Raw genomic sequence first — 23,617 nt, forward strand, 5'->3', positions numbered from 1 at the left:
TAAATTAGAATGGTCTGATTAAAGTTAGAGATTACATATTCTTTTTTGTTGGTTTCTATCGTAGTCGTTATATATTAAACTCGCTGCTCTAGAACATTCATACGAGCTGTATTCTCCCTTATAAATACTTTTGCAATTATCCAGTTGAGTGACTTGATCTAGGCTTTTAGGAACCGAACTAATGATACTACTACATTGTTTAAAATTAGATTGCTCCTTGAATTCTTTAAAACAATTGGCGACCTTACTCATATATATAACTTCAAATAGAGTTGCATGATTTAGGCATTCTTCAAATGTATAGTTTCCCTTAAATCGATCTAGACATAATTGTTTGTCCGGATTATATCCTTTTTTAGATGCCTCAGAGCAGTCCTTAAATCTTTCTATATAAGCAGGGAAAGTAAGTTCACTGGAAGTGTATTCAATATTAACATCTTCAATATCATCAACTTTGTTAATCATAGTGAATAGATAGAGTTTTTCATTTAAATTAGTAAGCTCCTTTCTTACATTTTTAAAGCTGATCATTTTGACTTCGTCTAAATCAAGGCTTCCATTATTATCAGTTGTTGCATATTGAAATGAATTAATAAACTTATTATTGTGCTTAACGATTGTTGGTGCACTGTTGTCGTTGAGTCTTGCAATTGCAACCTGAATTTTAAATTGTGATTTTGGTAAATACTCTACCTTTCCATCAATTTGTACATTTATATCATTACCATCAAAGCTTATATCTGTTGTTAATGAGGCTTTAGGAGATATATCTTCTGATTTTATCTGCTTAATAAGCTTTACTTTTTCTTTTAGCCTTACCGCTGTTATTTGAGGCGCGCCATAGAGTTTGTTGATATATTCAAAGGCAATTGTTCCATAACCATTGTTACCCCAGTTTTTTCCATAACTATTTTTAAATTTGAAAGTTTGATCCTTAAGGTTATAACCCGTAATCACAATGGAGTGAGCAAAACACTGATTAACAACATTGCACTCATTACTTAGACTTTTATTGTATTCAATCTTGCCCTTCACAGAGTTGAGCATGATCTCATCATTAATCACAATATTAACTGAAACAGGACGCTTGTTTTTAGCTAGATATGAAGTAATTAAGTCTGATCTTTTCGTACTATAGTCGTCTATATCATAGATTTCAATATTGTCACTTAATGAAATAATTCTATCGCCATCGACACTACTATTATGGTGGTAGCATTCGTAATTAGATGATGCACTATATGAGTCTTGTGAGCAAGGCATACCAGGTGAAAGCCAGCTTTGTTGATAAGGCGAATCAGATTCGTATGTGATTCCATACTTTTTGGCAGCTTGAAGATTTTTAACGACACTAGAGCCTTCTTCTAATACTCCATATCTGTCATAGTTTTTTACAGCAAAAATCATAAACTGCTCTGAGATATTAATCTCAATATTATGTTGTTTTATTATTTCACTTTCCAATAGGGATGTAGCGCTAAAAAATGTACATGCACCTCGATTCCCTTGATTCTTAACTGAAGACTGAATATTACTTAAGTCCACAGTATTCGGCACTAAGGACATATCTACAGCTGCGTTTGCTAAATTAATAACAAATAACTGCAAAGAAAAAACTGTAAATAAAGCGAGCAAGTTTTTGATTATAATATCCTTTTGAAGGTATGGTTTTATTTTGTAATTTAAAAGCAAGTTCTGGGCCAGCTTTTGAAAAAAACCACTTCCTTGATAAGTGAAGTATTAACGAGTTATGGATAGTTTGTTGTATAAAGCGTTGTGAATTTGACGACTGTGTAAAAGTTAGACAAAAATACTCCAAACGCTACTAGGTGTACCACAAGGTCCTCTGACCTAACTTGCTGTTTTCCAAGCCTATTTTCGCCTTTATTCTCGACTTGGAGCAATGTGGCTACACGACCACCTGGAAAAGAGGGTGTCAAAAAAGGGGGAGCGTCACATCCTGCTGTGACAAGGAATAATATGTAATGGAAAATGATTTAACAATATTTTAGTGTTCTAAAAGTTGAACAGAACACTTTGTTCTAAAATCTGTTGTTGTTCTATTTTTTATCTGCAAAAATCTTCTTATGCAAAACGAGATTATAGAAAGACTTTCAAATGAATTTGCAAATGCTAGGGCAAAGAATCCATCTTATTCGCTGAGAGCTTATTCTAATAGGTTAGGCATTCAAGTTTCAGCCTTATCTGAGATATTAAACGGAAAAAGATCGATTACAAAAAATATGGGACAAAAGATTTTGTTAGGGCTTGGAGTGAATCCTATCGAGTCGGAGAAAATATTGTCAGGCTCAAGAGCTAAAGAAGAATCTAATTTGTCACTGGATTATTTTAAGGCCATTTCTGATTGGTATTACTTTGCGATTCTATCTTTGGCCGAAATTCCAAATTTTAAAGCACAGCCTGAATGGATATCCAAGAGATTAAATATTTCACGGAGAGAAGCAAAGCTCGCTCTAGATAGGCTTATAAAACTTGAGATGTTAGTTGAAAACAAAGATGGAAGCTATAAAGCATCAGGCATCCAATATAAAACACCTACAGATATCTTAAATGTTTCATTAAAGAATCATACAGTTCAAACTCTAGAACTCGCTATGAATTCTGTTATTAATGATCCAATTGAAGAGAGGGATTTTTCAACCGTTACAATGGCCATCGATCCCTCCAATATCGAAGAGGCAAAAAAGATGATTAAGTCGTTTCGAAAACGATTGTCTAAGAAACTCGAAACAGGAAGTAAAAAAGAAGTTTATAAATTGTCAGTTCAATTATTCCCTTTAAGTAGGAAGCGTAAGGAGATCGAAAATGAATAAAAAGATTTTATTATTATTTTTGTCTATTATCACATCAAGTGCGGTGTATGCAGGGCATGAGACAGGAAATGGTGGAGATGGTGTACTGTGCACTAAGACAGATGGAAAGACCTATGTGCAATTTTATGACCTATATGAGGCTAAAGCTGTTTATGGATTAAATATTGATCTTGGAGCCGAGACATTAAGTGTTGAAAAAAAGATTGATCTAGCATTAAATCGACTTGAAGATATAAATCCGAGCCGAAAAAAATTGTACCGAAATTGGTTCAACTCATTTTACTCTGAAACCGAATTCACTTTAGATAATTTAATTGATGTTCCTGACACTATTGATGGTCGAATACCTGCCTCATGTTCTTTGGAGCAAGTTATTGTTCAAAGGACTCCAAGGTTTCCAGGTCAAAAAAGATATACCATAGATAAAAAATTATGGGACTTGATGGATAATACTTCTAAGGCTTCAGCTATTTTGCATGAATTAATTCTTCGAGAAGCTGTAAACATTTCTGGCCACACGAATTCTATTTCTGCAAGGTATTTTAACGCTCGTTTGAGTACGAATAGTTTCTCATCCCAATCGCTGAGAGATTATGTTGAGCTAATTAAGTCAATTGACTTTCGTCATTTCGATGCACATGGAGTAACTTTCTCGCTCTTTTCTTGGAAGAACGGTACTAGAAGAGAAAATAGTTTAACATTTTATAATGATTTAAAATTGAAAAGTGGATATGCAGAATCTTACAAAGAGAATCAAAAAATAAAGATAGGGAGTAATGAGATAAACTTTCCTGCTCAGACGATCTCATTCTATAAGAATTCGCAGGTAAAGGAAGTGGGATACTTTTCTGTAAATAACCCATTGAAGTTTAAAATAAATGATCTTGATTTGGTAATACTGAATGGAGACATTTGGAGAATAGTATTTAATAAAAATGGTAACTTAAAAAATATTAATACAGATGGTGAAGTAAATTTAAATTTATCGTCAACGAATCTAATATGTTCTGGAAAAAGAGAAATAAAGCTAGAAATCTTAATGGGGAAGGTCGTTGATTTTTCTTGCTCATCTTCTTCTGATGGAGCCGGTGGGCTCTTATTTTTTCAAAATAAGTGGAACCCCGTTAACTCATTTAGCTCAGAGACAAACCTTAGTTATAAAAAAATAGATTTTGGAGAAGCTAGGGATCTTGAGTTTAATGGCGTTTCATTTGAAACCTTAAGCGAAGTTATTTTTCACGAGGATGAGATTGCAAAGTTAGTGATAACTGAGTCTGCTATCAATGTAGGCTTAGCAGACAGATCGTTTGAGTTTACTGGGCAAATAGAGTTCAACGATCTAGGTAATTTAATAAGTGGACGCATTGATAGCATGGAAACTGTTCTACAAGGGAAGGAAATTGTTTTGGATGGTGAAATTAAGTTTCATGATAACGGTAAAATAGCGTCAGCTATCCATGAAAACTTTGGTTCATTTAACTTCAAGATGGTGGATGGCCGAACAATCAATTGGAAACCATATTATAGATTTTGTCTTAATGAGAATGAGAATTTTATTGAAGGTTGTTACTAGGTATGCAGAGTTGGAGACCCCGCTTTGCGGCCATCGTGGCCTCGCGGGGGACCTTCATCGTGAGGGCCACCCACGACTTTGTCGTTGCTACAAAACCCAATCATTCTCCACATATAAAAAAAAAGCCCGAGTAGTGGCTTGAGACGAGTATGGTAGAGGTGCAGGGGCTCCTCCTCATGCTTTCGCATCACGCTCAAGCAATCGTCGCCGACTCACTCGCTTCCGCTGGCCGTCCAGGCCAGCTCTTCGCTGTCGCGCGCTCGTTCGCTTCTCGCCCCATTCGGTCACTCTGTGTGCATGAATTTGAATTTCAAGAATAAAAAAAGCCTTCGCAAAAGGAAGGCTTTTTTAATGGGGTGTTCGCCACGTATTCAATAATTTTAACAGTTTAGTTGTTTGGTTGTAATCTCCTTAGACTGATCTCAGGCTTATAACGCTTGATATTTGATCTATTGGTAAAAGCTTTAAATTATCTGTAACACCTTGCTCATCAACACCTGCTAGTCTTACGTAACGTTCCATTGTTTTTAGGTCTTGCCAGCCACATACTTTCATAATGATAGCTGGTGCAATATTTTGCTGAAGTAGTAGAGTAGCAAAACAAGCTCTTAATGTATGAAACTTAACACTTGGTAAGCCTATTCCAACTAAAAACCTTCTAAGTATAATGGCCTGTCTACCTTTTCTCCAACCTGGTAGTCTAGGTAGAACATAGTTGGATTCAGGGAACTGGTTATAAAGCTCTAATATGAGCTTCTTAAGCTCACAATTAATAGGTATTGATCTATAGTAACCTGCTTTTGTTGACTTGGTTTCGCCACGTCTATTGTTAAATGATTTAGAAATAATAATTCTATTATTTTCAAGGTCTATATCACTCTTTTCTAGTGCATATAGTTCACCATTTCTAGCGCCAGTTAGAACGGCAAAGGCCCAAACAGGATACCAGGGATGCTCAAGTGTTTTAGCAGCATTTAGAAGCTCTCTCGTTTGTTTCAAAGTAAGTATCTCAGGTTTCTTCTCTTCGACTCTTTCAAGCTTAATTCCAATTGCAGGAGATTTGTTTGTATGGTGAAGATAACCTTCCTCAATCGCCCATTTGAATACATTATTCACCATTGATTTATACTTTCTTCTAAAGCTACGAGAAATTCCTTCATTCTTTTGGTATCTTAAAATTGCTTTAATATCTGAGGTATTGATTTCATTACAAGGTACATTATGAATCGTAAATGACCACTTGATTAGTGCGCTATAATAATCGTTGATAGTCTCCGTCGTTGCTGTGCCTTCTCTGTATTTATATTCATACCATTTATTTAGAGCATCCTTAAATGAGATATCATTGCCTTCTTTCTTTTTTAAAGCTTCATAGCAAATTATCTGAAGTTCTCTCTCTTTTTGTTTCGCTTTGTTGAGAGAGACATTTTTACCTTTTACTGTAATCTGTTTTTGTACCCTTAAGTGACTAAAAACTTTAGACCTTATTTGTACTCTAATTAAATATGCTTTTTTATTATTTACGGTTATCTCTTTAATAGACATTTTTAATTCTCCTTCTTACTGGAGTCAAAAGCCTATTCAAATCCTCAATCTTGTATCTGACAGATCTTTTTCCTAGTTTGTATCTAGGTATCTTTTCTCTTGAAGCAATAATCCTAAGAGCATTTTCTGTTACTCGTAAGTAGGTAGCTGCCTCTTTCGTTGTAAACCATATTCTATTGTTAAAGAGCGTATTATCTTGTGTCATACAATCCCCTCCGTTGCATTACTTTTGAAAAAACTACGTACTCCTGTGTTGAATATTAGAGTTGGTTGTGCAGCCCATTCTTCAATATTCAAATATGGAAGATAATCTCTATTGAAATTTCTATTTTTGTTTAAAATTGTTTTGGTGAAAAAATAGGGAACCTTACTTAAAAAAGTTTTTAGTTCTTTTATTTTTCTATTAGGCATCAAAATGTATTCGTTTTTAATAGTTATTTCAGATAGTTTTATGCATTCAAAGGTTTTATCAAAGTAATCTGAAAGCCATTTATTCTTCATTTCTCCTAGGTTCTCAAACTCTATCTTATTTCGCTGGCAACAAAATTCTATTCTTGTACACGGTACGGAGAGTTTTGCCTTCTTTTGTCGATTATATACTTTAGCTACCTCTGGGTATTTACCAAGTTCAAAGCCCTCTAATCTTCCTGATCTGAATTCATATCCTTTTATGGCCCTTTTGTTTTTAATTGAAAGACCAGCTACTAATGTATTTATATCGAGTGAATAATCTACAGTTTTATCAAGTCTAATTATTCTAAGGCTCTCTAGTTTCTCGATATCCACTAAATATATAGATACGTCTTGTATAAATTCATTGTAATTAGAGTATGAGCTGGGGTTTAAGATAAATTGGCTAATAATCTTAGTGGAGTAGTTATATCTAGCTAGTATCAAGTCATCATTGAAGGTTTTAATTGCTAGCCTCGTTCCTCCTCCTCTAAAAGATCCATCCTCACAGAATATTCCTAGTTGATCTAATCTCTTCTTGATTTGATTCTTGTTAATATTTAATGGCCTGGCATCAAGTGTTATCTTGTCATAGAAGCCTGCATAGTAAAATTTAGTGATTAATTCTGACGTTAGTTTTCTGCTTAATATAGAATCTGTATTCATTATTCCCCCGTTTGGTAGAAATTAAATACAGAGAAAAAAACCGATATTTTTTTAAATCGGAGATTTCTTAAGGTTTTTTTGAAAAATCGGGATTATTCTCCCTTGAAAGGGAAGATCTTCTTTCTAATGACGCTTATTTTGTCAGCAACTGTGTTTGCTTGATACGGCTCAGAATTAAAATAAAATATAGATCTATCAACAATTTCTTCAGCAAGCTTTTTGTTTTGAAACTTGTTAGAGCTAGTAGCTTGATATTGAGATGTGTTCCCTGTTTCAATATCTTGAATGAGTTGATGTATAATCGCTTCGTATAGTAGCTTTAGCTTTTCATCACTTCTTGTATTTTTAAATGACTCAATAGTCCCCTTAGGAGGAGTAGGAATAACTTCTTTATCTGTCTTTGGATTTGGATAATCTTCTCCTGGCAGGTCTATTTTGGAGATATCATCAAAATTAATATAGATATCTTCAACTTTATAGGGGGATGGTTTTCCAGTGTTTAATGTATTTTGGTTAATTGGAGAACCTCCACACCTATCTTCAGTAGAGCTATTCTTTAAAATAAAGTTGTGTGGTGTTGTGTAAAAGACAAGATCGTTAATATCCCCTTCGGTGCTAGTGACTCCTATCTCTTCAAGATCTTCGTGAACAATGCTTGCCAAGACTGAAGGCATAACTTCGTAATAGTCGTGATCCCATAGGTCAATTATCTCTCCTATGTCCCTAGAATAGAAATCATTTGATGAGTTTGTGAATATTGTTACTTCAGGCTCATAGGCGAACATGTCAGAAATCTGAGATGTGAATGCATACAGGGGTATTTCTTTATGTAAGCAGTCTCTTATGAAATCCTTGTAATTACCATTGGTTATGGTTTCTTTTAGTTTGAAATATTTCCCTTTTTGCATACGTAAGCCTCGTTTTAAACAAAACTAGTTGAAATTACTTGAGTTGTATAGAATAAGGGAAAAGATTATAGTGTATATTCATAAAAAAACCCCCGCTAAGCGGGGGCTCTATAATCAAAAAAATCTATGGTTTAACACCTTTATGATACTGGAAGGAAATCCAACCAGCAATGTAATATTATTATATCACGTATCGGTTAGTTTCAAGTTAAAGTTGAAAAATTTTCACCATATAAATAGAAAATGTGCATAATTTGTGTAATATCAAGACCTTAGCCACTCATCATCTGGCTTTGCAATAAGCCTTGCATTATTATATGCCATTGTTAGGGTTAAAATTGTTGAGGCTAGATATACTCCAGAGTCTTGCTTTTCAACCACTAGGGCCAAGTCTGCTTTACCTTTTTGTATCAAGCAAAGTGGAAGTAGCAATTGTATCTTATTGTGATAGAACTGTGGAATAGCGGTTTTATAGTTTCTCTCTACTCGTCTCTTTGAGTCATTAATGGCACCTTCAAGGATGTTTATTAGCATATGCTTATCTTGTTGCTTGAGAGCCTCTGGGAACCGGTTAAAGTTGTCATCGATAATATGGTCTGCGTTATATCTTAGGTCAATTCTTGTATCATAGAGTAGTTCTGAGGGGTCATCAAAATAATGAGCTCTGTCTGGAAGTTTACTAAATTTCGTAAGGTCCCTGTCGCTAGACTTTTTAAAACCAATAAAATACCAAGGTATTGTCGCTTTCTGGTGTTTGTTCTTATTTAAGAATGCATAAATATCTTCTTGATTGTCTGTACATAATCCAGTGTTGAAGCACGCATACTGACCACAAGTGCTCTCAATAATTTTCTTTTCATATGATAGTCTTTGAAAAGTATGATCAATATAGTTTATTAGTACTAATTTTTTTTCTCTTTCTTTATCTTCGTTGGTGTATGATACCCAGTTTTCTTTCATAGCAAGATTTGCTAGTTCATTAATAGAACCATCATGATCTTTAAACCAACAGTACTTAAATAGTCTGCTTCTTTTTTCTCCCATTGTGCCTCCTGAGTTCTATTTATCGACAAATTAAAGAATTTCTTAATTAAATTTGTTTTAATTTAGTTAAGGATTAAGTATATAGCCAATATTAATATTTTGATAAAGGAGAGGCTCTTATGCCTTTTAGTGGATTTTTTCAACGTTTTAAACATCCTGTTATTGGAGTATATACATCATTTTTTATTATTTTTAATTATCCCCTGGTGATTTTTCTGCTCTCGCTGAATAGTGCTAATGATAAAATTAGCTTTGTGAACGAATACATTCTCGCGTCGAAATTAAATTTAAAATGGCCTATTCTTTTTACTTTTGGATATTTAGTCATAGTATTTTCACTGGATCTATTTTTAGCATGGTTTGATAGTTTTAAGACACAAGTAGTATTCTTCTTAAAAGACCATGGAGGTTCAATTGGAAAAAGGAAGACTCTCAAAGAAAAGTTAAGTGAGAAAAGCGAAAAGAATCGGGAGCTTAAAAAGACAATTCTTGTATCTAAAGATATGTTAAGTGCATTGGATGATATGCTTTTTCTGTATGAAAATGAAGATCGTACAAGGTCAAGTCAAGCTGGACAAGCTGTAAAGCAGAATGTTTCGCAACTTACTGGTAATATGAGAAAGTCTATTAGTAAGCTTAGAGCACCAGCAAAAGTATTAAAAAATAGAATAGAGAGTTCTAATTTAGAAGAGATTTAAAAATATTTAATGAAATTTGAAGCCTAATTCGATTTCAAGATTTTTATAACTCATCGAAGCTGTCTGGTAGTCTTATTTCTCTAAAGTAGACAAAAGTAGATAAAATATAGTCAGTCATAAGTCAGTCAATAATTGACCATTCCTAAGAAATAATCTGAAAGATACAAGAGAATCTTGAATATGTTACTTATGACTTCATTTGTATTTAGTTTTAATTACTTAGAAATAAAAAAGCCCTCGTTTGAAACAAGGGCTTTTTTAATGGGGTGACCGATGGGGCTCGAACCCACGACAACCAGAATCACAATCTGGCGCTCTACCAACTGAACTACGGTCACCATAAGAATGTGGAATTATTTATAAATGCTTGGGCCTTATGAGTCAACAGTTAATTGCATAATGTGTAAGGTTTGTGCGAAGCGTCCTAGGAATATCTTGCATATAAATGCCCCAAGGCATTAAAATGATTAGTGAAGTTACCAAAAAACTAGGAAGGATATATGAAAAAGGTATTTCTATCACTAATGATGCTTTCACAGGCTTCAATTTTCGCGTACGGGATTGGTCAATCAACAATGCCAATGCTTAGTGGAAGTAAGCAAATTGCAACAGAACTTACTGGAATTACGTCTGATAAGGGCGGAATGGGGATGCAAGTTCGCTACACTCAAAAACTAGATGAAAAATTAATCGTAGACGGTGGGATTGGTATCTCAGGTGGTGAGCGTTCACAAAGACTATTTGTTGGTGCTGACTATGAAATCTATCCAGATTACATGCAACAACCAAGAGTTTCTGTGAAAGGGATTCTTGAGCGTTCAACTGAGTTTGACCAAGGTATTACAAAAATCTCAATGGCACCAACTATCACTAAGGGATTTTCTTTCTGGGGTAAAGAAGCTTATCCATATGCTTCACTACCTGTAGGACTTTCTCTAAATGGTGACACTAAGACTTATGATACAACGATCAGTCTTAATACTGGTATCAACGGACAGCTTCCAATTGAAGGTTTCAAACACCTAAACGGAACAATGGAAGTTCAAGTAGGACTTAAGGACTCATTCACAGCATTCCTTGCTGGTGTTTCGTTTCCACTATAATATCTTTCAGAAATTATATATAACTAATAAGGCGGCCTAAGAGTCGCCTTTTTAATTAACAGGGCAATCCAATGACAAAAATTATTCTCTCAGACTTTGATGGAACACTTACTCACCACACAGAAATGAGTCGTGAACTTTTTGATATTTTAAAAATAGCTGACGAGAAGAAGGTCCCTTTTGTCATTGTTACAGGTCGCTCTATTTCTTGGGCACACTTTCTTATCACTCACTTTACTGCACTTCCTATTGTTATCTCAGAAGGTGGGGGGGCAATAAGTTGGCGTGATGAGGCCGGTCTTATTCAAAATGAATTTCTTGTTCCTGAAAGTGAGTTGGCCAAGCTTGAAGCCTTTTGTATAAAGCTTAAGGAAAAGTATCCAGATCTTTATTTAACAAGTGATTCGTTAGGAAGAGTTGCAGATCGAGCGATTGAACTTTGTGATCTTCAAGATGAAAAATTTAAAAATGAAATTTGTCATCTTATGGATGAAGAGGGAATCAATTACTCAACATCAAATGTGCACCTAAATTTCTGGTGTGGAAACCTTTCAAAAGCAAATGCAACGAAAGTTCTTTTTAATAAATTCTATCCAAATTTAAATATGGCCGAAGATGCAATTTACTTTGGCGATAGTCTAAATGATCAATCAATGTTTGATAAAGTGAAGACATCAATCGGTGTTTCAAATATCAAATCAGTTCTTGATAAGCTTGCAGTTAAGCCTCATGTTATTCTTGAGGGAGAAGAGAATGCTGGGCCTAGCGGGGTTTTAAGCTACCTGAAAAATAATCTTTAGCGGCACCTTTTACAGTCGATTCAATCTCGTCCACAGGAGTTGTAAATCTCTCTTTGATTAAAGGAATGAAATCTTTTGGTAGTGAAGAGATATACATGCGATCCTCACCCTTATAGTGGAGCTTTAATCCAATTGCATGAAGGCAGTGACGATTATGTTCCATTAGATCATATTCTTCAGGACTTGCTAGGTTATCTTTAAAGCGTTGAAACATTTCAAAAGAACCTAGATAGAGTTTATCTCCAACGAGGGGGAGTCCTCTTAGCATTGCGTGGACTCTAATTTGGTGCTGGCGTCCCGTTTGTGGAAAGGCCAGGCCAATGACATAGTCGCCTTCTTTATAAAGAACCTTAAAGTCTGTGTAGGCGTGTTTACCTTCATGAGAGTCTTCAGGGTAAGAGTCGATGTAGACTCTCTTTAGTCCTTCTTCTGAGGCACCAAGACGCTCGTCAGAATAGAATTCGATTTCTCCATTATAATCTTCATTTGCTTTGGCAATGAAGAAGTAACACTTTTTCACGCGGTCATGGATAAATTCTTCACCCATTAGGTTTGCAATCTGAGGCTCTTTTCCAAGCATCATGACACCTGAGGTCTCGCGATCAAGTCTGTGAATTGAGTGAATGGTTTTTTCATACTTCTCTTCAAACATAACTGTTGCACAGTAGAAGAGGTGGCGCCCAGTAGGGTGGCATGCCATATAAGGAGGCTTATTCATAACAATAAGCTCTTTGTCTTCAAAGATAATCTCTGGTTTTTCGTCTAATTCAATAAGTTCACCACGCCAGTATTCATCTTCTTGCGTTGTTCTTTCTATCTTAAAGAAGATTCTTTCTTTGTAGTGGAGAGTTGTAGAAGGGCGGTGCTTTCCTGGGCGGCCAATGATTTGCACATCGCCGGCTTTGATACGTTTTTTTACTTCTTGGCGCGACCAAGTCTCGAGATAGATTTGCAAATATTGATCTAGCCTCATACCATGCTGAGTTTCCTCAACATAGTATGTGACTTCATATACTTGCGTTGTAAATTTCTTATTGAGAATGGCCATAATCTAATAAAGTATTAATATCTTTCTTTAATTAGATACTTTATTAGCGCAAATGATCCGTTCTGTGAATAACCATAAGTCTTTTGAAGGTTATCAAGAATGTGTTGAATCTCTTTCTTAATATCTTCTTTTAAAGGAATGTGGCCTTGAACATCCTTTCCACTTTTTTCCGCTTCAAAGTAGACTAAGTTCTTAGAAATATTCTTAATAACCTTCTCTTGTTCTTGTCTAAATGATTCTTTTAGACGATCCACGACGTCAGGGAAAATTTTAATATAATCAACTTGTTGGCCAGGATTATCTAAGTACCAAGCACCTAGTTTTGAGATAAGATGTGAACGGAATGTTGCTGGGTCTTCCTTTAAAGAAATATTATTTTCAAATTCTTTAATAAAATAAGTGTCACCTTCTTCATATTTTCCAGTGACTTCATTTTTAATTTTTTCATTCTTAATCTGAGCGTTGATATTTTGTATATACTTTTTGAGGTAGTCTTCATACGAACGATCATCAACAAGACCTAGACATCCTCTTAGCTGACGATCAAATTGATCGAGGCAATCTTCATTAATTAGTTCGATAAATTTTTGAGGGTTATGGTAATCACCGTGAGCAGACATGTTTAAGAAATCATACTCAGACTTCTTATTTATAATTCTTTTGAAGTAATCAAGAACCTCAATGAATGTAATATCTTTATTTAAATCCGCAAGGCGATAAATCATATTCTTAATATCACGAGGTGAAATACCAAATTTACCTTCATAAAGATTATCGAATTCAAACTCAGATTCAACTTTTGAGATATTGTGTTTTAGAAGTTGTGCTTCTTCAACATTCAGGTGAGAAGGAAGCTGGCGATCACTTGAGTAAAGTGCACATTTCTCAAGAGGATTAAGAGTTGTCACAATTGCTGAAAGCTTTTTATTGTCTTCATAGTGCTTACTCATACATGAGCGAATGCGTGTCATTACTGAAAATTTAGCAATGGCCGAAAGTGAACCTGGCTCAAAGCGAGTACGATCCTTAATACTATCGATTTGCTTCTTATAGATATCCATCTCGCACTTATAGTCGAGTAGGTAAGGAACGCGAATAAATGTAAATCGTCCTTTAAATGAATTAAAGTCAGGGTGTTGTTTAAATGCTGTTAAGTGAACTTCATTTGATGTTCCAATAAAGAAAATATCAAGCTCTGTTAAAATCCCACCTAAATTGATTGATCCAGATTCCATCGTCATAAGAAGGTATTTAAAAGTATCAAGAGGTCTCTTTAGTAGGTCTGAGTATTCTAAGATTCCGCGGTTTGCGTGAATCGTTTCACCTGACATTTGAAATAGATTCAGTGACTGTAGTGAAGGAGGAAGAGAGGCAAGTCTTTGATCCATTGTGATCTGTTGCATCTTCGCATCGACATGAAGTTGTGGCTCAATAGTCACGGCACTACGTGAGTAGCGACGAGAAACTGTATAGCGCTCAACACGAATATGCTTTAAAACTTCTTCATGCTTCCCTTTGTAGTTCTTTAAAAGTGCATCGTAGATCATACGATTTCTTTTTGAAAGGTCACCACGTACAAGATATGATTTTTCAATTTCTTCTAATTTCTCTGGCTGATCATTAAATGCAGAGTGAATGAGATCTTTTCTTACTTCTTTTGGAATAAGAAGAAGTGGGTGATCTTTTAACTCAGATGCCAAGATGGCCGAGATATCTTTATCTTCTAATAAAGCATATGAGCTTAAGTTAACAGAAGAGTGAGTTTGGTTGAGCCCAAGATTTCCTTTTACCACAGTATTAATAGGGAAGATCCAACTGAAAGTATAAAGAGCACCTTCATCTGTTTTAGAATAATCTTCTGCGCCTTTCATTAGACGTTTAACAAGCGAGCTTTTTGAAGAACCATTTGGTCCAACAAGTAAAAGAAATTTATTATTAAAACCTTCTTCAGCGAAGTTTCTCAGTTGTTCAATTATTTTTTCTTCGATTTTATATTGGCCAAAAACTGCTGGTGCATCTTGATCATCCTTTTGAAAAACATTGAGATGTCCTTGTTCATCACGCCCAAAGTAGTCCACCATATCTTGAAGATATGCCGATGTTGGTCTAAGTTCTCTGTCTGGAAACTTCTTGAAGAGTTCGTAGTAGTCAAAAAATGACATTGTTTCATTTCCGTTAACTTCTAAATCATTTAAACTATCTAACCAATCCATAATCTTCCTTTGAATCCTTTTAACATAAGGGATTTCTAGTTATAATTTTACCATTGATTGGGTGTTACATATAAGTGAGAAATGTTTAAAAAAATAATCTTTACTTCCATTCTTATTCTGAGCATTGGACTCGGGTATTGGCTTTTTACGAATGAGAAGTCAGGGCCTAAGCTTTCAAACGAAGAAATTATCGAAATTGTTAAAACATTGAAGTTTGAATGGGAGAATGCACACCTTGATAAAGAGGGGATGTGTAAGAAACTCAGCTACGTCGATGACCAGTACTACCAATGTTTTCCGGAGTATATGGCCTGCTTACTCGAAAAGAAACTCGTCAATGTCCATATTAATAAGAAATTAGTACCAATTACGATGAAGGGAAGTTATCGCTACCATCAGATGCCTAGTTATCGTTACTATGATTATACGGTAAAGGCCGAAGGCTTTAATGAAGATCTCAAGCTTAGCTTTGTCGATAGTTGTCAGGAAGTTTACGTTCCACAAAGATACTATCCATTCTTAGCAAATAAGAGAGATGTGACAATTTCATGGGATAACTTCAATCGTAATATCTTTGTTGATAAATACCATGTTCAAAATTGGGAAGTTCTAAATTGGGCAAAAGCTTCTAAACACAAGTTGGCCCAGCAAGCGGCCAATAAAATAAAAGAGAGGAATAAGTACTCTTATGCCTACGGTTTATCAATTGATGAGATGGAAGCTTATTGTTCATTTCAAGGAAAATCAATTTTAAGTGCACGCGTCTTTGATGCTATTTCAATTCATCCTGAAGATCTTAATGATACGACAACAAAATACTTAAGAGCTCCTTTTTATCCATGGGAGAGAAAGAATACAAAAACACTCTTAAATGAAATTCAACGCATGAAAGATTTTCATATCGATGAGATCACAAATGAAGAAAGGTTGAAGCTTTGTGAAAAAGATTATTCAAGTGAATGCCTTGATCTAAATTATATTCAAAAAGATAGCAGAAATGTTTCTTGGGCCGGAGTTTATGAAGTTTTTGGTGGTCCACTTGAGTATTTAAGAAATATTATTCATCCAAGTGAGAATATTAAATTAGCTTCATTCTATTTTAGTTGGCATCAAAAAGCACATCAAACGGGGATGCGAGGCTATTGGGATGGAGAAGGTTTTGGTCTTAATAATATTGCATTTGATCCCTTTATTTCTAAAGAGATTGGCCCTGAATATAAGATTGCCTTCCGTTGCATGAGGACATTGTAATGAAGCTTATTCTAAGTTTATTTATTCTACTGAGCCTTGTTTCGTGTCAGCAAGAGAAGTTTGACTTTGCAAATGAGTTGGCCTTTACAACGAATTTTGAAATGAATGAACTCTATCAAGGCAGTAAGGGAGTTTATGAGCCTAAGAATACGTGGCTTCTTCTTTTTACGTTTAACAAGTACTGTTACTTCTATAAAACGCCATTTAATAAATCTCTTGGAGAGTCTCGAATTACAAAAAGAGAAGCAGGAAAGTGTAGTTTTAGTGGGGATGCCATTTTTTCCAAAGCAGGAATTAAAGATTTTAAAATGAATCTTCATGTACAAGAAAAGATAAAGCTTAGTCTTATCATTGACGGAGAGAGTTTTAATTATCCTCTACTTAATCATTCAGTCCCAAAGAAGTTTACGCCTTTTAATAATCAATTAAAGAAATCTTTCTTCGATAATGTCTACGTTAATGGTGGTTTGGAGCATTTAAAAACTAAAATATTAAAAAGTGGAACCCTTTGCCATGGTGTTAATATTGAGTGCAAGGATGTGGTGAAGTATAAGTGTGATCTTTGTGAGGATGGCAGTTTTGAAGTAGTCGACTTCAATTGTGCACAAGGTGGAAGTAAGTATTGTGGTAAGGATAAGTGTGGAACAAAGAATCAACCGGCCTGTCCACGTGGCTATAAGGTTCTTGATACAAAGCTCCCATCTCTTTGTTTCAATGGGTCTCCAGCAGGCTTTTGCTCTCCAGGACTTAGTACATTCTGTAATGATGAGGGAATTCTAATTTGCTTATAAGATTTCTTTGCCAAAAACAGTAGCAGGCTTAAGTTTTAGACGAGATTTTCTTACTTTCTTAATTGCATCAATATCTTCGGGATCAATATAGCAACTATCAACTGCCTGATAGAAGTGAGAACAAACTCTAATCTGTTCTGCTTTTACTTCCTTTGTTTTCTTATTAAACTTAACGAGAGTGATAAATTCACCATGCCCAAGGTTTGAGATTATTGGGTAGCCCGCCACTTGCATATGAGGCTCAAAACTATTTCCTGTAAAAATCAAATCAAAAGCATCTGGTGGAAGGCGTTTAAGAATCTCCTTTGTCGCTTCTTTATCAAGAGAGCAATTCTTAAACTTATAATCAATCTTATCGCTGCATGCAGTGTGAGAGTGTAGGAGAGCAATATTTAGATCAGTTTTTCCTCGAAGTTGTTTTTTTATTTCAATCACCCTAGCGACGATATCGTCAAATAGTATCCCTTCAAGGCCATCTTCTTTTTTAAGTTTAGGCTTATATGGTGTCAGCCCTATAATTCCAACTTTAATACCTCCAATCTCCTTAATGATATATTCTTGGTTTCCATATTGAGTAAATGCTGAATTTGTATCGAGAGAGATAAGATTAGAGTTCACAAATGGAAGCTCTTGTGGAAGTAGGTTATTTTTGAAATTGATAAGCTCATGATCAGATAAGAGGATGGCATCGTAATTAAAGTTGGCCATCTGATTGAGAATTAACTCACCGGCGAGGTCATATTCCTTTTCTAATACCTGCCCGCCGTCAATTAACACAAGATTGTTAAGCTTTTCTCTTAGGGCCGAGATAAACTTGTAAAGAAGAGCATCTCCACCAAATTGAATTTTAGATGAAACAATTAGCTCATCATTATGAGACTCTACTTCTGAATTCAAACTAGATGTGTAAGCAAAGTAAATTGTGTCAGAGTCGTTCTTCGATAGAAAGCTTTTATCGGCTTTCATATAGCTATACTTTCGAGAGCTATCACTACATGAAGTGATAGCGCCGATAAGTATCAATATAGATATTAGTAGTTTGTTTTTTTTCAAGTTCTAGTAACTTCTCAAGCCTTAGTAGCTTTTAATTTTTGATAGTTTTTCATATGCAATTGTAAGTGCATTTTCAATTCTATCATAGAGGGCCGGATCGTTACATAGCCCTAAAGAAATTCTCACTACGCCACGACCAATATCGTCAGCTACTCCCATGGCCTTAAGAACTTTTGATGTCTGAGGGTTATTGTCAGAACATGCTGATGAAGTTGTTACATAGATTCCTTCTGACTCAAGCTCCATCTGAACGGCCTGCCCGTGGATTCCTGGGTATGAAAGATAAGTTGTCGAAGAAAGTCTTGGCGCTTCTTCTCCAATGATAACAACTTGTGGAAATTTAGCTTTTATATTTTTTTCAAACTCTTCACGTTTACTATTAATAGCATCGTGCTTTTGTAGGTTATTCATTGAATAAGTAAGTGCTACTGCAAGAGTTTCATTTCCTAAGTAGTTTTGCGTTCCACCACGTAGACCTTTTTCTTGACCACCACCAATGATAAGTGGCTTTAAAGTTGTAGGGTCTTTAGCAATTAGAATACCTGAACCAGTCATACCACCAATTTTGTGACCAGCTACGACTGCATAATCAATACCTGACTCTTCAAAATTGAAGCAAGTCTTTCCTACAAATTGAGTCGTGTCACAAAGGTAAGGGACACCTTGTTCCTGGCAGATTTTTGCAATGTCGTTATATGGTTGGATAACACCAGTTTCATTATTTGCTGCCATAACAGCAACAAGGGCCGTGTTATCGTCGATATGGTTGATAAGATCTTCAATATCAACGATACCATTAGGTTTTGTTTGAAGTGTATATACTTCGCAACCAAAATTCTCTGCATAGAACTGAGCATTGTTGCTTACCGCTGAATGCTCAATTCCTGAGATGATAATTTTCTTTTTTGGATTATTTAAAAGAACAGATTGAAAAACAGTTGAGATCCCTTCGGTAGAGCCAGAGTTAAAAACTAGCTGACTCATATGTGCTCCTAAAAGCTTGGCACAAACTGAGCGGGCATTCTCCATAGCAACTTTTACGCGAGTTCCGACGTGGTGAGTTGCATTTGGGTTAGCAAATGGTCCCTTATTAAGTCGGTTGATAATATACTCTTTAACTTCATTACAAATTGGAGCACTTCCATTGTAATCAGCGTAAATCTCTTGCATGTTGTCCCTCTTCTTTTCTTGTGTATTAAACCTATTACTTACTCAGCTCAAGCATCTTGTTAAGTGCTTTTAATGAGTACTCTTTTGTTTTTTCGTCTACTTTAATTATGTTTATAGGTTTATTTTCCTTAATTGCTCTAAAGCTGGCAAGTAGCCAACGAGGTCTTACTCGATACATTGTTGTACACAAACACTGGTAAGGTGACAGTGAAGTAATTTCTTTATCAGGGAAATCGTTCGCTAATCTGTTTACAAGGTTGATTTCAGTACCAACGGCAAATTTAGAACCAGCTGGCGCATCTTTAATTTTATTAATGATGTAGGCAGTCGATCCGTTATCGTGAGCCGCCTGAACAACATCAAAGTTACACTCTGGGTGAACGATAACAGTTGTATCAGGTTTATCTTTTTTAATTTGTTCAACTTGAGTTGCTGTAAAGCCTTGGTGAACAGAACAGAATCCGTACCAAAGAATTACTTTTGCTTTATCGATTTGCTCGGCTGTAAGTCCACCATTGAGCATATTTGGGTTGTACACAACCATATCTTCTAGTGGGATACCAAGGTCAAAACAAGTGTTGCGACCTAGATGTTGATCTGGAAAGAAAAGAAGTTTTTGTCCTTGATCAAAGGCCCACTTAATAATGTTATGAGCATTCGAAGAAGTACAAATTGTTCCATCGTTTTCACCAACAAATGACTTTAAGGTTGCCGCACAGTTGATATAGGTGATTGGGATGATCTTATCGTTAGTTGATCGTTGCATGAAGGCCCATGCCTTATCAATCTCTTCACGATTTGCCATGTCGGCCATTGAACATCCCGCTTGCATATCAGGAAGGATTACATGTTGATCTTCAGAAGTTAGCATATCAGCAGTTTCGGCCATAAAGTGGACGCCACAGAAAATGATATAGTCTTTATCAAGTTTGGCAGCATCTTGGGCAAGCTTAAGCGAGTCTCCTTTATAGTCTGCAAACTCAATAACATCATCTTGTTGATAGTGGTGACCAAGAACCACAACTTGATTCTTAAGTTCTTCTTTGATCTTTCTTAACTCAACTAGCACTTCTTCATCTGATAATTCCTCTTGAGAAATTAACGGACGGTGAACTTCTTCTTTTCCGAATAGATCTAACATATTTCTTCCTTCTCGATTTTAAATTAATTATTTGATTGGGTAACCGCTATCGCCCCAAGCAAGAATTCCGCCTTCAAGGTTGTATAGGTCTTCAAAACCTTCTTCTAGTAGAAATTGACATGCTGTTAAGCTTCTCTTTCCACTGCGGCACTGAACAACGATCTTTTTTGACTTATCAGATAGGTGACTTCCAAATTGATTTGCGAAATCAGATAGAGGAATAAAGATGGCACCATCAATATGGCCAGCATTCCACTCATCTTGTTCGCGACAATCTACTAAGATTAGGTCTGTATTCTTGTCCATTAAATCTTTTAATTCACCAACTTCCATAAAGTTAATCATCGTGTCATCTCCTTATATAATTGACGTTTTGGAATTTAAAACATTCTGGCCAACCTGTCACCTGAACATCCTTAAAATTGATTCCAGTTCGTGTTGCGCTAAGTTAAAAAAAATGTTTTATCAGGTATTTGACGTTGCGTGATAGTTTTCTTAACATTTTATATAGATAGTCTTTTATTACGGTCAAAGGGATGACCGAGGGAGCTTACATGGAAGTTATTACGGTTGCAAATAACAAGGGTGGTGTTGGAAAAACAATGCAGTGCTACCAATTAGCGACACACTTAGCTAATAAAGGGAACAAAGTGCTTGTTATTGACCTAGATTCACAGGCCAATCTAAGTTCAACTTTTAATCTACAAATTCACAGAACTCTTATTCCTGAGTGGTTAATCGGTGACGTTACAATTGAAGACGTTATGGTTCCGTCAGAAGGTAAGGGAAAATTACATAAGAATATCACTGTAATTCCATCAAGTCGTCATATGGCCAACCTTTCTAAACTGCTAATCCTTTCAGAGGGTGAGATTAGAAAAGAAGCTGGTCGTAAGGAAAGGCTGATGAGACTTAGACTTGAGCAAGCGCAAGGAATGTTTGATTACGTTGTAATTGATACTCCTCCAATGCTTGGTGATGAACTTATTATGGCACTAGTTGCTTCTAATAAGATTCTTATTCCTACTCAGGCTCAAGACTACTCAATTGATGGTCTAGAAGAGTTAATGGATACTTTTGAAATTATCAAAGAAACAGAGAACCCAGCTCTTGAGTTCTCGATTATTCCATCAATGGTAAATACAAGAAGAAAGATTGAAAGACAAAGACTTGAAGAACTTGCTCAGTCTTTCAATATTACGCCACCAATTAGAAATCTTGTTCAAATGCAAGAATCAATTTCATTAAGAAGACCTATCTGTAAGATGGGGAAAAAGTCTCGTGGTCGCGGTGATTACACAGCACTTTGGGAATCATTAAATCTATAATCTATAATTTTTGAGACACACGGATGTGTTTCGCTTTTAAAGGGGCCATGTGTGTGTGACTGGCCCTCTTTAAAGGAAAACAGTCTCAACATAGGGAAGAGGAATTTATGGCAAAAGACTTTGCTCCAAGAGTTTCTAAAAGAAAAAGAAAGACAATCGATCTAACTGAAGGTCTCGATAGTAAAGTAGTTGAAAGACTATCAGGTGACCGCCTTTTACAGGGGGCGAAACTTGATGAGGTTTTTCTAAAAGAAATCGTTGTAAAAGAACAAGTAAGAACTAAGTTTAATGATAGTTCTTTAAAAGAGCTTTCGGAAAACATTAAACAAAACGGTCTAATTCAACCGCTTGTTCTTCACAAAGATAAACTTGGTAGACTTGTTCTTATTTGTGGTGAGAGACGCTATCGTGCCATGACACTTATTAATAAAGAGAAGTGTCCTTGTTTCATTCTTGATAAGAAGTCTGAACAAGAATTAATGGCAATTCAATTCTCTGAAAACTCTTCAAGGGAAGCGCTTCATTATATTGATAAGGCCGATGGTATTTTAAATTACCAAAAGGCAACGAAAGCAAGTGAAAGAAAGATCCAAGCTGCACTTGGTATTTCAAAATCAGAAGTACACCGTTCTCTAATGATTGCTAAAATGGGCAAGAAAATTAAGGAAGCGGCAAAAGCATTTAATATTGAAAAGTATGTTCTTCTTGAGCTTGATGCTCTTGAAAAAGGTGCACTAAAAACTAAACTGACTAAGATGCTTTATAAAGGTGAACTAACTAAGAGAGCTGAGCTTAAGAAGGCCATTAAAGATGGTGGTGTTCTAAAAGCTGGTAAAGTTAAAAAGGCACCTAAAGTTCCTAAGGGACTAACGGCAAATGCTTTTATCAAAACACTTAAGTCACAAGCAAAAACGAAAAAGCTTGATAAAGAAACACAAGCACTTCTAAATCAACTTCTAAAAGAAACTCAAAATATCGTCGATATGTAGTAAGCAGATTTTAAATTAAATAAAGTTAAGAGAGCGAGGCCTAGTCCTCGCTCTTCTTTTATATTTTCTTAGCCTAAGTTTGACTCTTGGCATCACCATTGCAAGTTATAATACAGAAGAGACATTACTCAACGTAATTTAAGGGACTTATGATGGTAAACAAGGCTAAAATCTACACACACTGTTCAAAAATTATCCAATTTGGTTTGTTGGTGTTCACAATTCAGGCAGCTGCAAATGATATTTCGCTCTTTAAGTCATTCAATCCAAGAGTTAAGGTTGCCCAGGCCAAGGCCCGTACACCACAGAGCTTTTATGCAGACGTGGACTACACACCAAAACCTGAAGAGTATAAAACATTTCTTGATTATGTCTTTGTTTACGATAGAGCAGGTGTTCTTCAACGTATGTCTAATCACTACCAGCAGCTTCAAGCGCGCGATGAATACGTAAAGAATTGGGATCTTTCAACAACAACGATGTATCGTCTTTCAACAATGGATGAGAGAAAACGCTACTTCAATAAGCAGTTTTTAAGGTATATCGACAAGAGAATTTCTGGTTCGATCAAGGCCGCAAAGAAAGGCTCTACAATGGCCGCTGTTGGAAATATGAAAGATACACTCTCTCCAAGTTCAGAAGCTGAGTTACTTCCAAATTTTAAAGTTAAGTTTAGAGCAAAGGTTTTAAAAGGCCTTGCAACGATTAAATTTGTAAATCCATACCTTGATGCAAACACACACCTTTCTCTATCAGATGGCGTGACAATGCAATTACAGAAAAAATTCAATGAGAATCGTACGATTGCTTCGATTGATTATAACCCTGCCGGGACAACGGTAGAATTATATGTTGAACAGGCCTTCACAAATAATTTAAGGGCCAGAGCATCTTCAATCGATATGGTTGGTGGCAGTAATGCTGATCATGTGTTTCGCGTCAATTATCATGCACCATTCAATTTCTAATTAACCGAATTCGCCAAAAAAAGTCAGCTTTTGCTTCAAGCAAA

22 protein-coding genes and 1 tRNA gene are annotated in these 23,617 nt (G+C 35.6%); 10 read left to right on the forward strand and 13 right to left on the reverse strand.

Going from position 1 to position 23,617, the window contains the following annotated elements:
* Positions 1–24: 24 nt before the first annotated feature.
* Positions 25–1,608 (reverse strand): C1 family peptidase, encoded by a 1,584-nt coding sequence (locus ACRXC1_RS01445; RefSeq protein WP_433655936.1) that lies wholly within the window; start codon positions 1,606–1,608, stop codon positions 25–27.
* Positions 1,609–2,087: 479 nt separating this feature from the next.
* Between ACRXC1_RS01445 and ACRXC1_RS01450 the strand changes: the two genes are divergently transcribed.
* Positions 2,088–2,834: a TIGR02147 family protein gene (locus ACRXC1_RS01450; protein ID WP_433655937.1), complete on the forward strand. Its 747-nt coding sequence runs from the start codon at positions 2,088–2,090 to the stop codon at positions 2,832–2,834.
* The gene (locus tag ACRXC1_RS01455) at positions 2,827–4,407 is read left to right on the forward strand and encodes a hypothetical protein (protein WP_433655939.1); all 1,581 of its coding nucleotides are present in this window, start codon (positions 2,827–2,829) and stop codon (positions 4,405–4,407) included. The genes ACRXC1_RS01450 and ACRXC1_RS01455 overlap by 8 nt, the downstream gene beginning before the upstream one ends.
* Before the next feature lie 411 nt (positions 4,408–4,818).
* On the opposite strand, the gene ACRXC1_RS01460 is transcribed toward ACRXC1_RS01455, so the two are convergent.
* The 5 genes from ACRXC1_RS01460 to ACRXC1_RS01480 all read right to left on the reverse strand — a co-directional run bounded on the left by ACRXC1_RS01460 (position 4,819) and on the right by ACRXC1_RS01480 (position 9,020).
* Positions 4,819–5,952, reverse strand: coding sequence for a tyrosine-type recombinase/integrase (locus ACRXC1_RS01460; RefSeq protein WP_433655941.1), 1,134 nt, complete (start codon positions 5,950–5,952; stop codon positions 4,819–4,821).
* Positions 5,942–6,157, reverse strand: coding sequence for a helix-turn-helix domain-containing protein (locus ACRXC1_RS01465; protein ID WP_433655943.1), 216 nt, complete (start codon positions 6,155–6,157; stop codon positions 5,942–5,944). The genes ACRXC1_RS01460 and ACRXC1_RS01465 overlap by 11 nt, the downstream gene beginning before the upstream one ends.
* Positions 6,154–7,068, reverse strand: coding sequence for a hypothetical protein (locus ACRXC1_RS01470; RefSeq protein WP_433655945.1), 915 nt, complete (start codon positions 7,066–7,068; stop codon positions 6,154–6,156). The genes ACRXC1_RS01465 and ACRXC1_RS01470 overlap by 4 nt, the downstream gene beginning before the upstream one ends.
* A gap of 92 nt (positions 7,069–7,160) precedes the next feature.
* Entirely contained in the window at positions 7,161–7,976 is an 816-nt protein-coding gene (locus ACRXC1_RS01475) for a hypothetical protein (RefSeq protein ID WP_433655947.1), read from the reverse strand.
* Positions 7,977–8,240: 264 nt separating this feature from the next.
* Positions 8,241–9,020, reverse strand: coding sequence for a DUF3825 domain-containing protein (locus tag ACRXC1_RS01480; protein WP_433655948.1), 780 nt, complete (start codon positions 9,018–9,020; stop codon positions 8,241–8,243).
* A gap of 119 nt (positions 9,021–9,139) precedes the next feature.
* On the opposite strand from ACRXC1_RS01480, the gene ACRXC1_RS01485 reads away from it, so the two are divergent.
* Positions 9,140–9,718 (forward strand): hypothetical protein, encoded by a 579-nt coding sequence (locus tag ACRXC1_RS01485; protein ID WP_433655950.1) that lies wholly within the window; start codon positions 9,140–9,142, stop codon positions 9,716–9,718.
* A gap of 262 nt (positions 9,719–9,980) precedes the next feature.
* Here ACRXC1_RS01485 and ACRXC1_RS01490 read toward each other — a convergent pair.
* Positions 9,981–10,056 (reverse strand) — tRNA-His (locus tag ACRXC1_RS01490).
* Between the two features lie 162 nt (positions 10,057–10,218).
* On the opposite strand from ACRXC1_RS01490, the gene ACRXC1_RS01495 reads away from it, so the two are divergent.
* Both ACRXC1_RS01495 and ACRXC1_RS01500 read left to right on the forward strand, forming a co-directional pair.
* The gene (locus ACRXC1_RS01495) at positions 10,219–10,821 is read left to right on the forward strand and encodes a hypothetical protein (RefSeq protein WP_103218817.1); all 603 of its coding nucleotides are present in this window, start codon (positions 10,219–10,221) and stop codon (positions 10,819–10,821) included.
* A gap of 71 nt (positions 10,822–10,892) precedes the next feature.
* Positions 10,893–11,621, forward strand: coding sequence for an HAD family hydrolase (locus ACRXC1_RS01500; protein ID WP_433655953.1), 729 nt, complete (start codon positions 10,893–10,895; stop codon positions 11,619–11,621).
* On the opposite strand, the gene ACRXC1_RS01505 is transcribed toward ACRXC1_RS01500, so the two are convergent.
* Both ACRXC1_RS01505 and ACRXC1_RS01510 read right to left on the reverse strand, forming a co-directional pair.
* On the reverse strand, positions 11,584–12,669 hold the full coding sequence (locus ACRXC1_RS01505; protein WP_433655955.1) for an RluA family pseudouridine synthase: 1,086 nt from the start codon (positions 12,667–12,669) through the stop codon (positions 11,584–11,586). The two genes, ACRXC1_RS01500 and ACRXC1_RS01505, sit on opposite strands and share 38 nt — an antisense overlap.
* A gap of 14 nt (positions 12,670–12,683) precedes the next feature.
* On the reverse strand, positions 12,684–14,882 hold the full coding sequence (locus tag ACRXC1_RS01510; protein ID WP_392909916.1) for a hypothetical protein: 2,199 nt from the start codon (positions 14,880–14,882) through the stop codon (positions 12,684–12,686).
* A gap of 81 nt (positions 14,883–14,963) precedes the next feature.
* On the opposite strand from ACRXC1_RS01510, the gene ACRXC1_RS01515 reads away from it, so the two are divergent.
* Together ACRXC1_RS01515 and ACRXC1_RS01520 are read left to right on the forward strand one after the other, a co-directional pair.
* A complete protein-coding gene (locus ACRXC1_RS01515; protein WP_433655957.1) occupies positions 14,964–16,133 on the forward strand; it encodes a hypothetical protein in 1,170 nt (389 codons plus the stop codon).
* Positions 16,133–16,924: a hypothetical protein gene (locus ACRXC1_RS01520; RefSeq protein ID WP_392909919.1), complete on the forward strand. Its 792-nt coding sequence runs from the start codon at positions 16,133–16,135 to the stop codon at positions 16,922–16,924. The genes ACRXC1_RS01515 and ACRXC1_RS01520 overlap by 1 nt, the downstream gene beginning before the upstream one ends.
* Here ACRXC1_RS01520 and ACRXC1_RS01525 read toward each other — a convergent pair.
* From ACRXC1_RS01525 to ACRXC1_RS01540, 4 genes are all read right to left on the reverse strand, one after another.
* Positions 16,919–17,890 (reverse strand): hypothetical protein, encoded by a 972-nt coding sequence (locus tag ACRXC1_RS01525; RefSeq protein WP_433655959.1) that lies wholly within the window; start codon positions 17,888–17,890, stop codon positions 16,919–16,921. The two genes, ACRXC1_RS01520 and ACRXC1_RS01525, sit on opposite strands and share 6 nt — an antisense overlap.
* Before the next feature lie 108 nt (positions 17,891–17,998).
* Positions 17,999–19,147, reverse strand: coding sequence for a cysteine desulfurase family protein (locus ACRXC1_RS01530; RefSeq protein WP_433655961.1), 1,149 nt, complete (start codon positions 19,145–19,147; stop codon positions 17,999–18,001).
* Positions 19,148–19,181: 34 nt separating this feature from the next.
* The gene (gene nadA, locus ACRXC1_RS01535) at positions 19,182–20,288 is read right to left on the reverse strand and encodes a quinolinate synthase NadA (RefSeq protein ID WP_433655963.1); all 1,107 of its coding nucleotides are present in this window, start codon (positions 20,286–20,288) and stop codon (positions 19,182–19,184) included.
* Between the two features lie 27 nt (positions 20,289–20,315).
* Entirely contained in the window at positions 20,316–20,633 is a 318-nt protein-coding gene (locus ACRXC1_RS01540; RefSeq protein WP_433655965.1) for a rhodanese-like domain-containing protein, read from the reverse strand.
* A gap of 209 nt (positions 20,634–20,842) precedes the next feature.
* On the opposite strand from ACRXC1_RS01540, the gene ACRXC1_RS01545 reads away from it, so the two are divergent.
* The 3 genes from ACRXC1_RS01545 (at position 20,843) to ACRXC1_RS01555 (ending at position 23,573) form a co-directional block, all read left to right on the forward strand.
* Complete coding sequence (locus ACRXC1_RS01545) at positions 20,843–21,616, forward strand: ParA family protein (RefSeq protein WP_021265854.1); 774 nt, start codon at positions 20,843–20,845, stop codon at positions 21,614–21,616.
* A gap of 107 nt (positions 21,617–21,723) precedes the next feature.
* Positions 21,724–22,605, forward strand: a complete 882-nt coding sequence (locus ACRXC1_RS01550) for a ParB/RepB/Spo0J family partition protein (protein WP_392857661.1) — start codon at positions 21,724–21,726, stop codon at positions 22,603–22,605.
* A 149-nt stretch (positions 22,606–22,754) separates the two neighbouring features.
* On the forward strand, positions 22,755–23,573 hold the full coding sequence (locus tag ACRXC1_RS01555; protein WP_433655967.1) for a hypothetical protein: 819 nt from the start codon (positions 22,755–22,757) through the stop codon (positions 23,571–23,573).
* Positions 23,574–23,617 lie beyond the last annotated feature (44 nt).

Source organism: Halobacteriovorax sp. GFR8 (assembly GCF_050955245.1).
GTDB lineage: Bacteria > Bdellovibrionota > Bacteriovoracia > Bacteriovoracales > Bacteriovoracaceae > Halobacteriovorax_A.

Coding starts and splice junctions, on each gene's coding strand:
- ACRXC1_RS01450 (WP_433655937.1), top strand. CDS start 2,088: ATGCAAAACGAGATTATAGAAAGACTTTCAAATGAATTTGCAAATGCT.
- ACRXC1_RS01455 (WP_433655939.1), top strand. CDS start 2,827: ATGAATAAAAAGATTTTATTATTATTTTTGTCTATTATCACATCAAGT.
- ACRXC1_RS01460 (WP_433655941.1), bottom strand. CDS start 5,952: ATGTCTATTAAAGAGATAACCGTAAATAATAAAAAAGCATATTTAATT.
- ACRXC1_RS01465 (WP_433655943.1), bottom strand. CDS start 6,157: ATGACACAAGATAATACGCTCTTTAACAATAGAATATGGTTTACAACG.
- ACRXC1_RS01470 (WP_433655945.1), bottom strand. CDS start 7,068: ATGAATACAGATTCTATATTAAGCAGAAAACTAACGTCAGAATTAATC.
- ACRXC1_RS01475 (WP_433655947.1), bottom strand. CDS start 7,976: ATGCAAAAAGGGAAATATTTCAAACTAAAAGAAACCATAACCAATGGT.
- ACRXC1_RS01480 (WP_433655948.1), bottom strand. CDS start 9,020: ATGGGAGAAAAAAGAAGCAGACTATTTAAGTACTGTTGGTTTAAAGAT.
- ACRXC1_RS01485 (WP_433655950.1), top strand. CDS start 9,140: ATGCCTTTTAGTGGATTTTTTCAACGTTTTAAACATCCTGTTATTGGA.
- ACRXC1_RS01495 (WP_103218817.1), top strand. CDS start 10,219: ATGAAAAAGGTATTTCTATCACTAATGATGCTTTCACAGGCTTCAATT.
- ACRXC1_RS01500 (WP_433655953.1), top strand. CDS start 10,893: ATGACAAAAATTATTCTCTCAGACTTTGATGGAACACTTACTCACCAC.
- ACRXC1_RS01505 (WP_433655955.1), bottom strand. CDS start 12,669: ATGGCCATTCTCAATAAGAAATTTACAACGCAAGTATATGAAGTCACA.
- ACRXC1_RS01510 (WP_392909916.1), bottom strand. CDS start 14,882: ATGGATTGGTTAGATAGTTTAAATGATTTAGAAGTTAACGGAAATGAA.
- ACRXC1_RS01515 (WP_433655957.1), top strand. CDS start 14,964: ATGTTTAAAAAAATAATCTTTACTTCCATTCTTATTCTGAGCATTGGA.
- ACRXC1_RS01520 (WP_392909919.1), top strand. CDS start 16,133: ATGAAGCTTATTCTAAGTTTATTTATTCTACTGAGCCTTGTTTCGTGT.
- ACRXC1_RS01525 (WP_433655959.1), bottom strand. CDS start 17,890: ATGAAAGCCGATAAAAGCTTTCTATCGAAGAACGACTCTGACACAATT.
- ACRXC1_RS01530 (WP_433655961.1), bottom strand. CDS start 19,147: ATGCAAGAGATTTACGCTGATTACAATGGAAGTGCTCCAATTTGTAAT.
- nadA (WP_433655963.1), bottom strand. CDS start 20,288: ATGTTAGATCTATTCGGAAAAGAAGAAGTTCACCGTCCGTTAATTTCT.
- ACRXC1_RS01540 (WP_433655965.1), bottom strand. CDS start 20,633: ATGATTAACTTTATGGAAGTTGGTGAATTAAAAGATTTAATGGACAAG.
- ACRXC1_RS01545 (WP_021265854.1), top strand. CDS start 20,843: ATGGAAGTTATTACGGTTGCAAATAACAAGGGTGGTGTTGGAAAAACA.
- ACRXC1_RS01550 (WP_392857661.1), top strand. CDS start 21,724: ATGGCAAAAGACTTTGCTCCAAGAGTTTCTAAAAGAAAAAGAAAGACA.
- ACRXC1_RS01555 (WP_433655967.1), top strand. CDS start 22,755: ATGATGGTAAACAAGGCTAAAATCTACACACACTGTTCAAAAATTATC.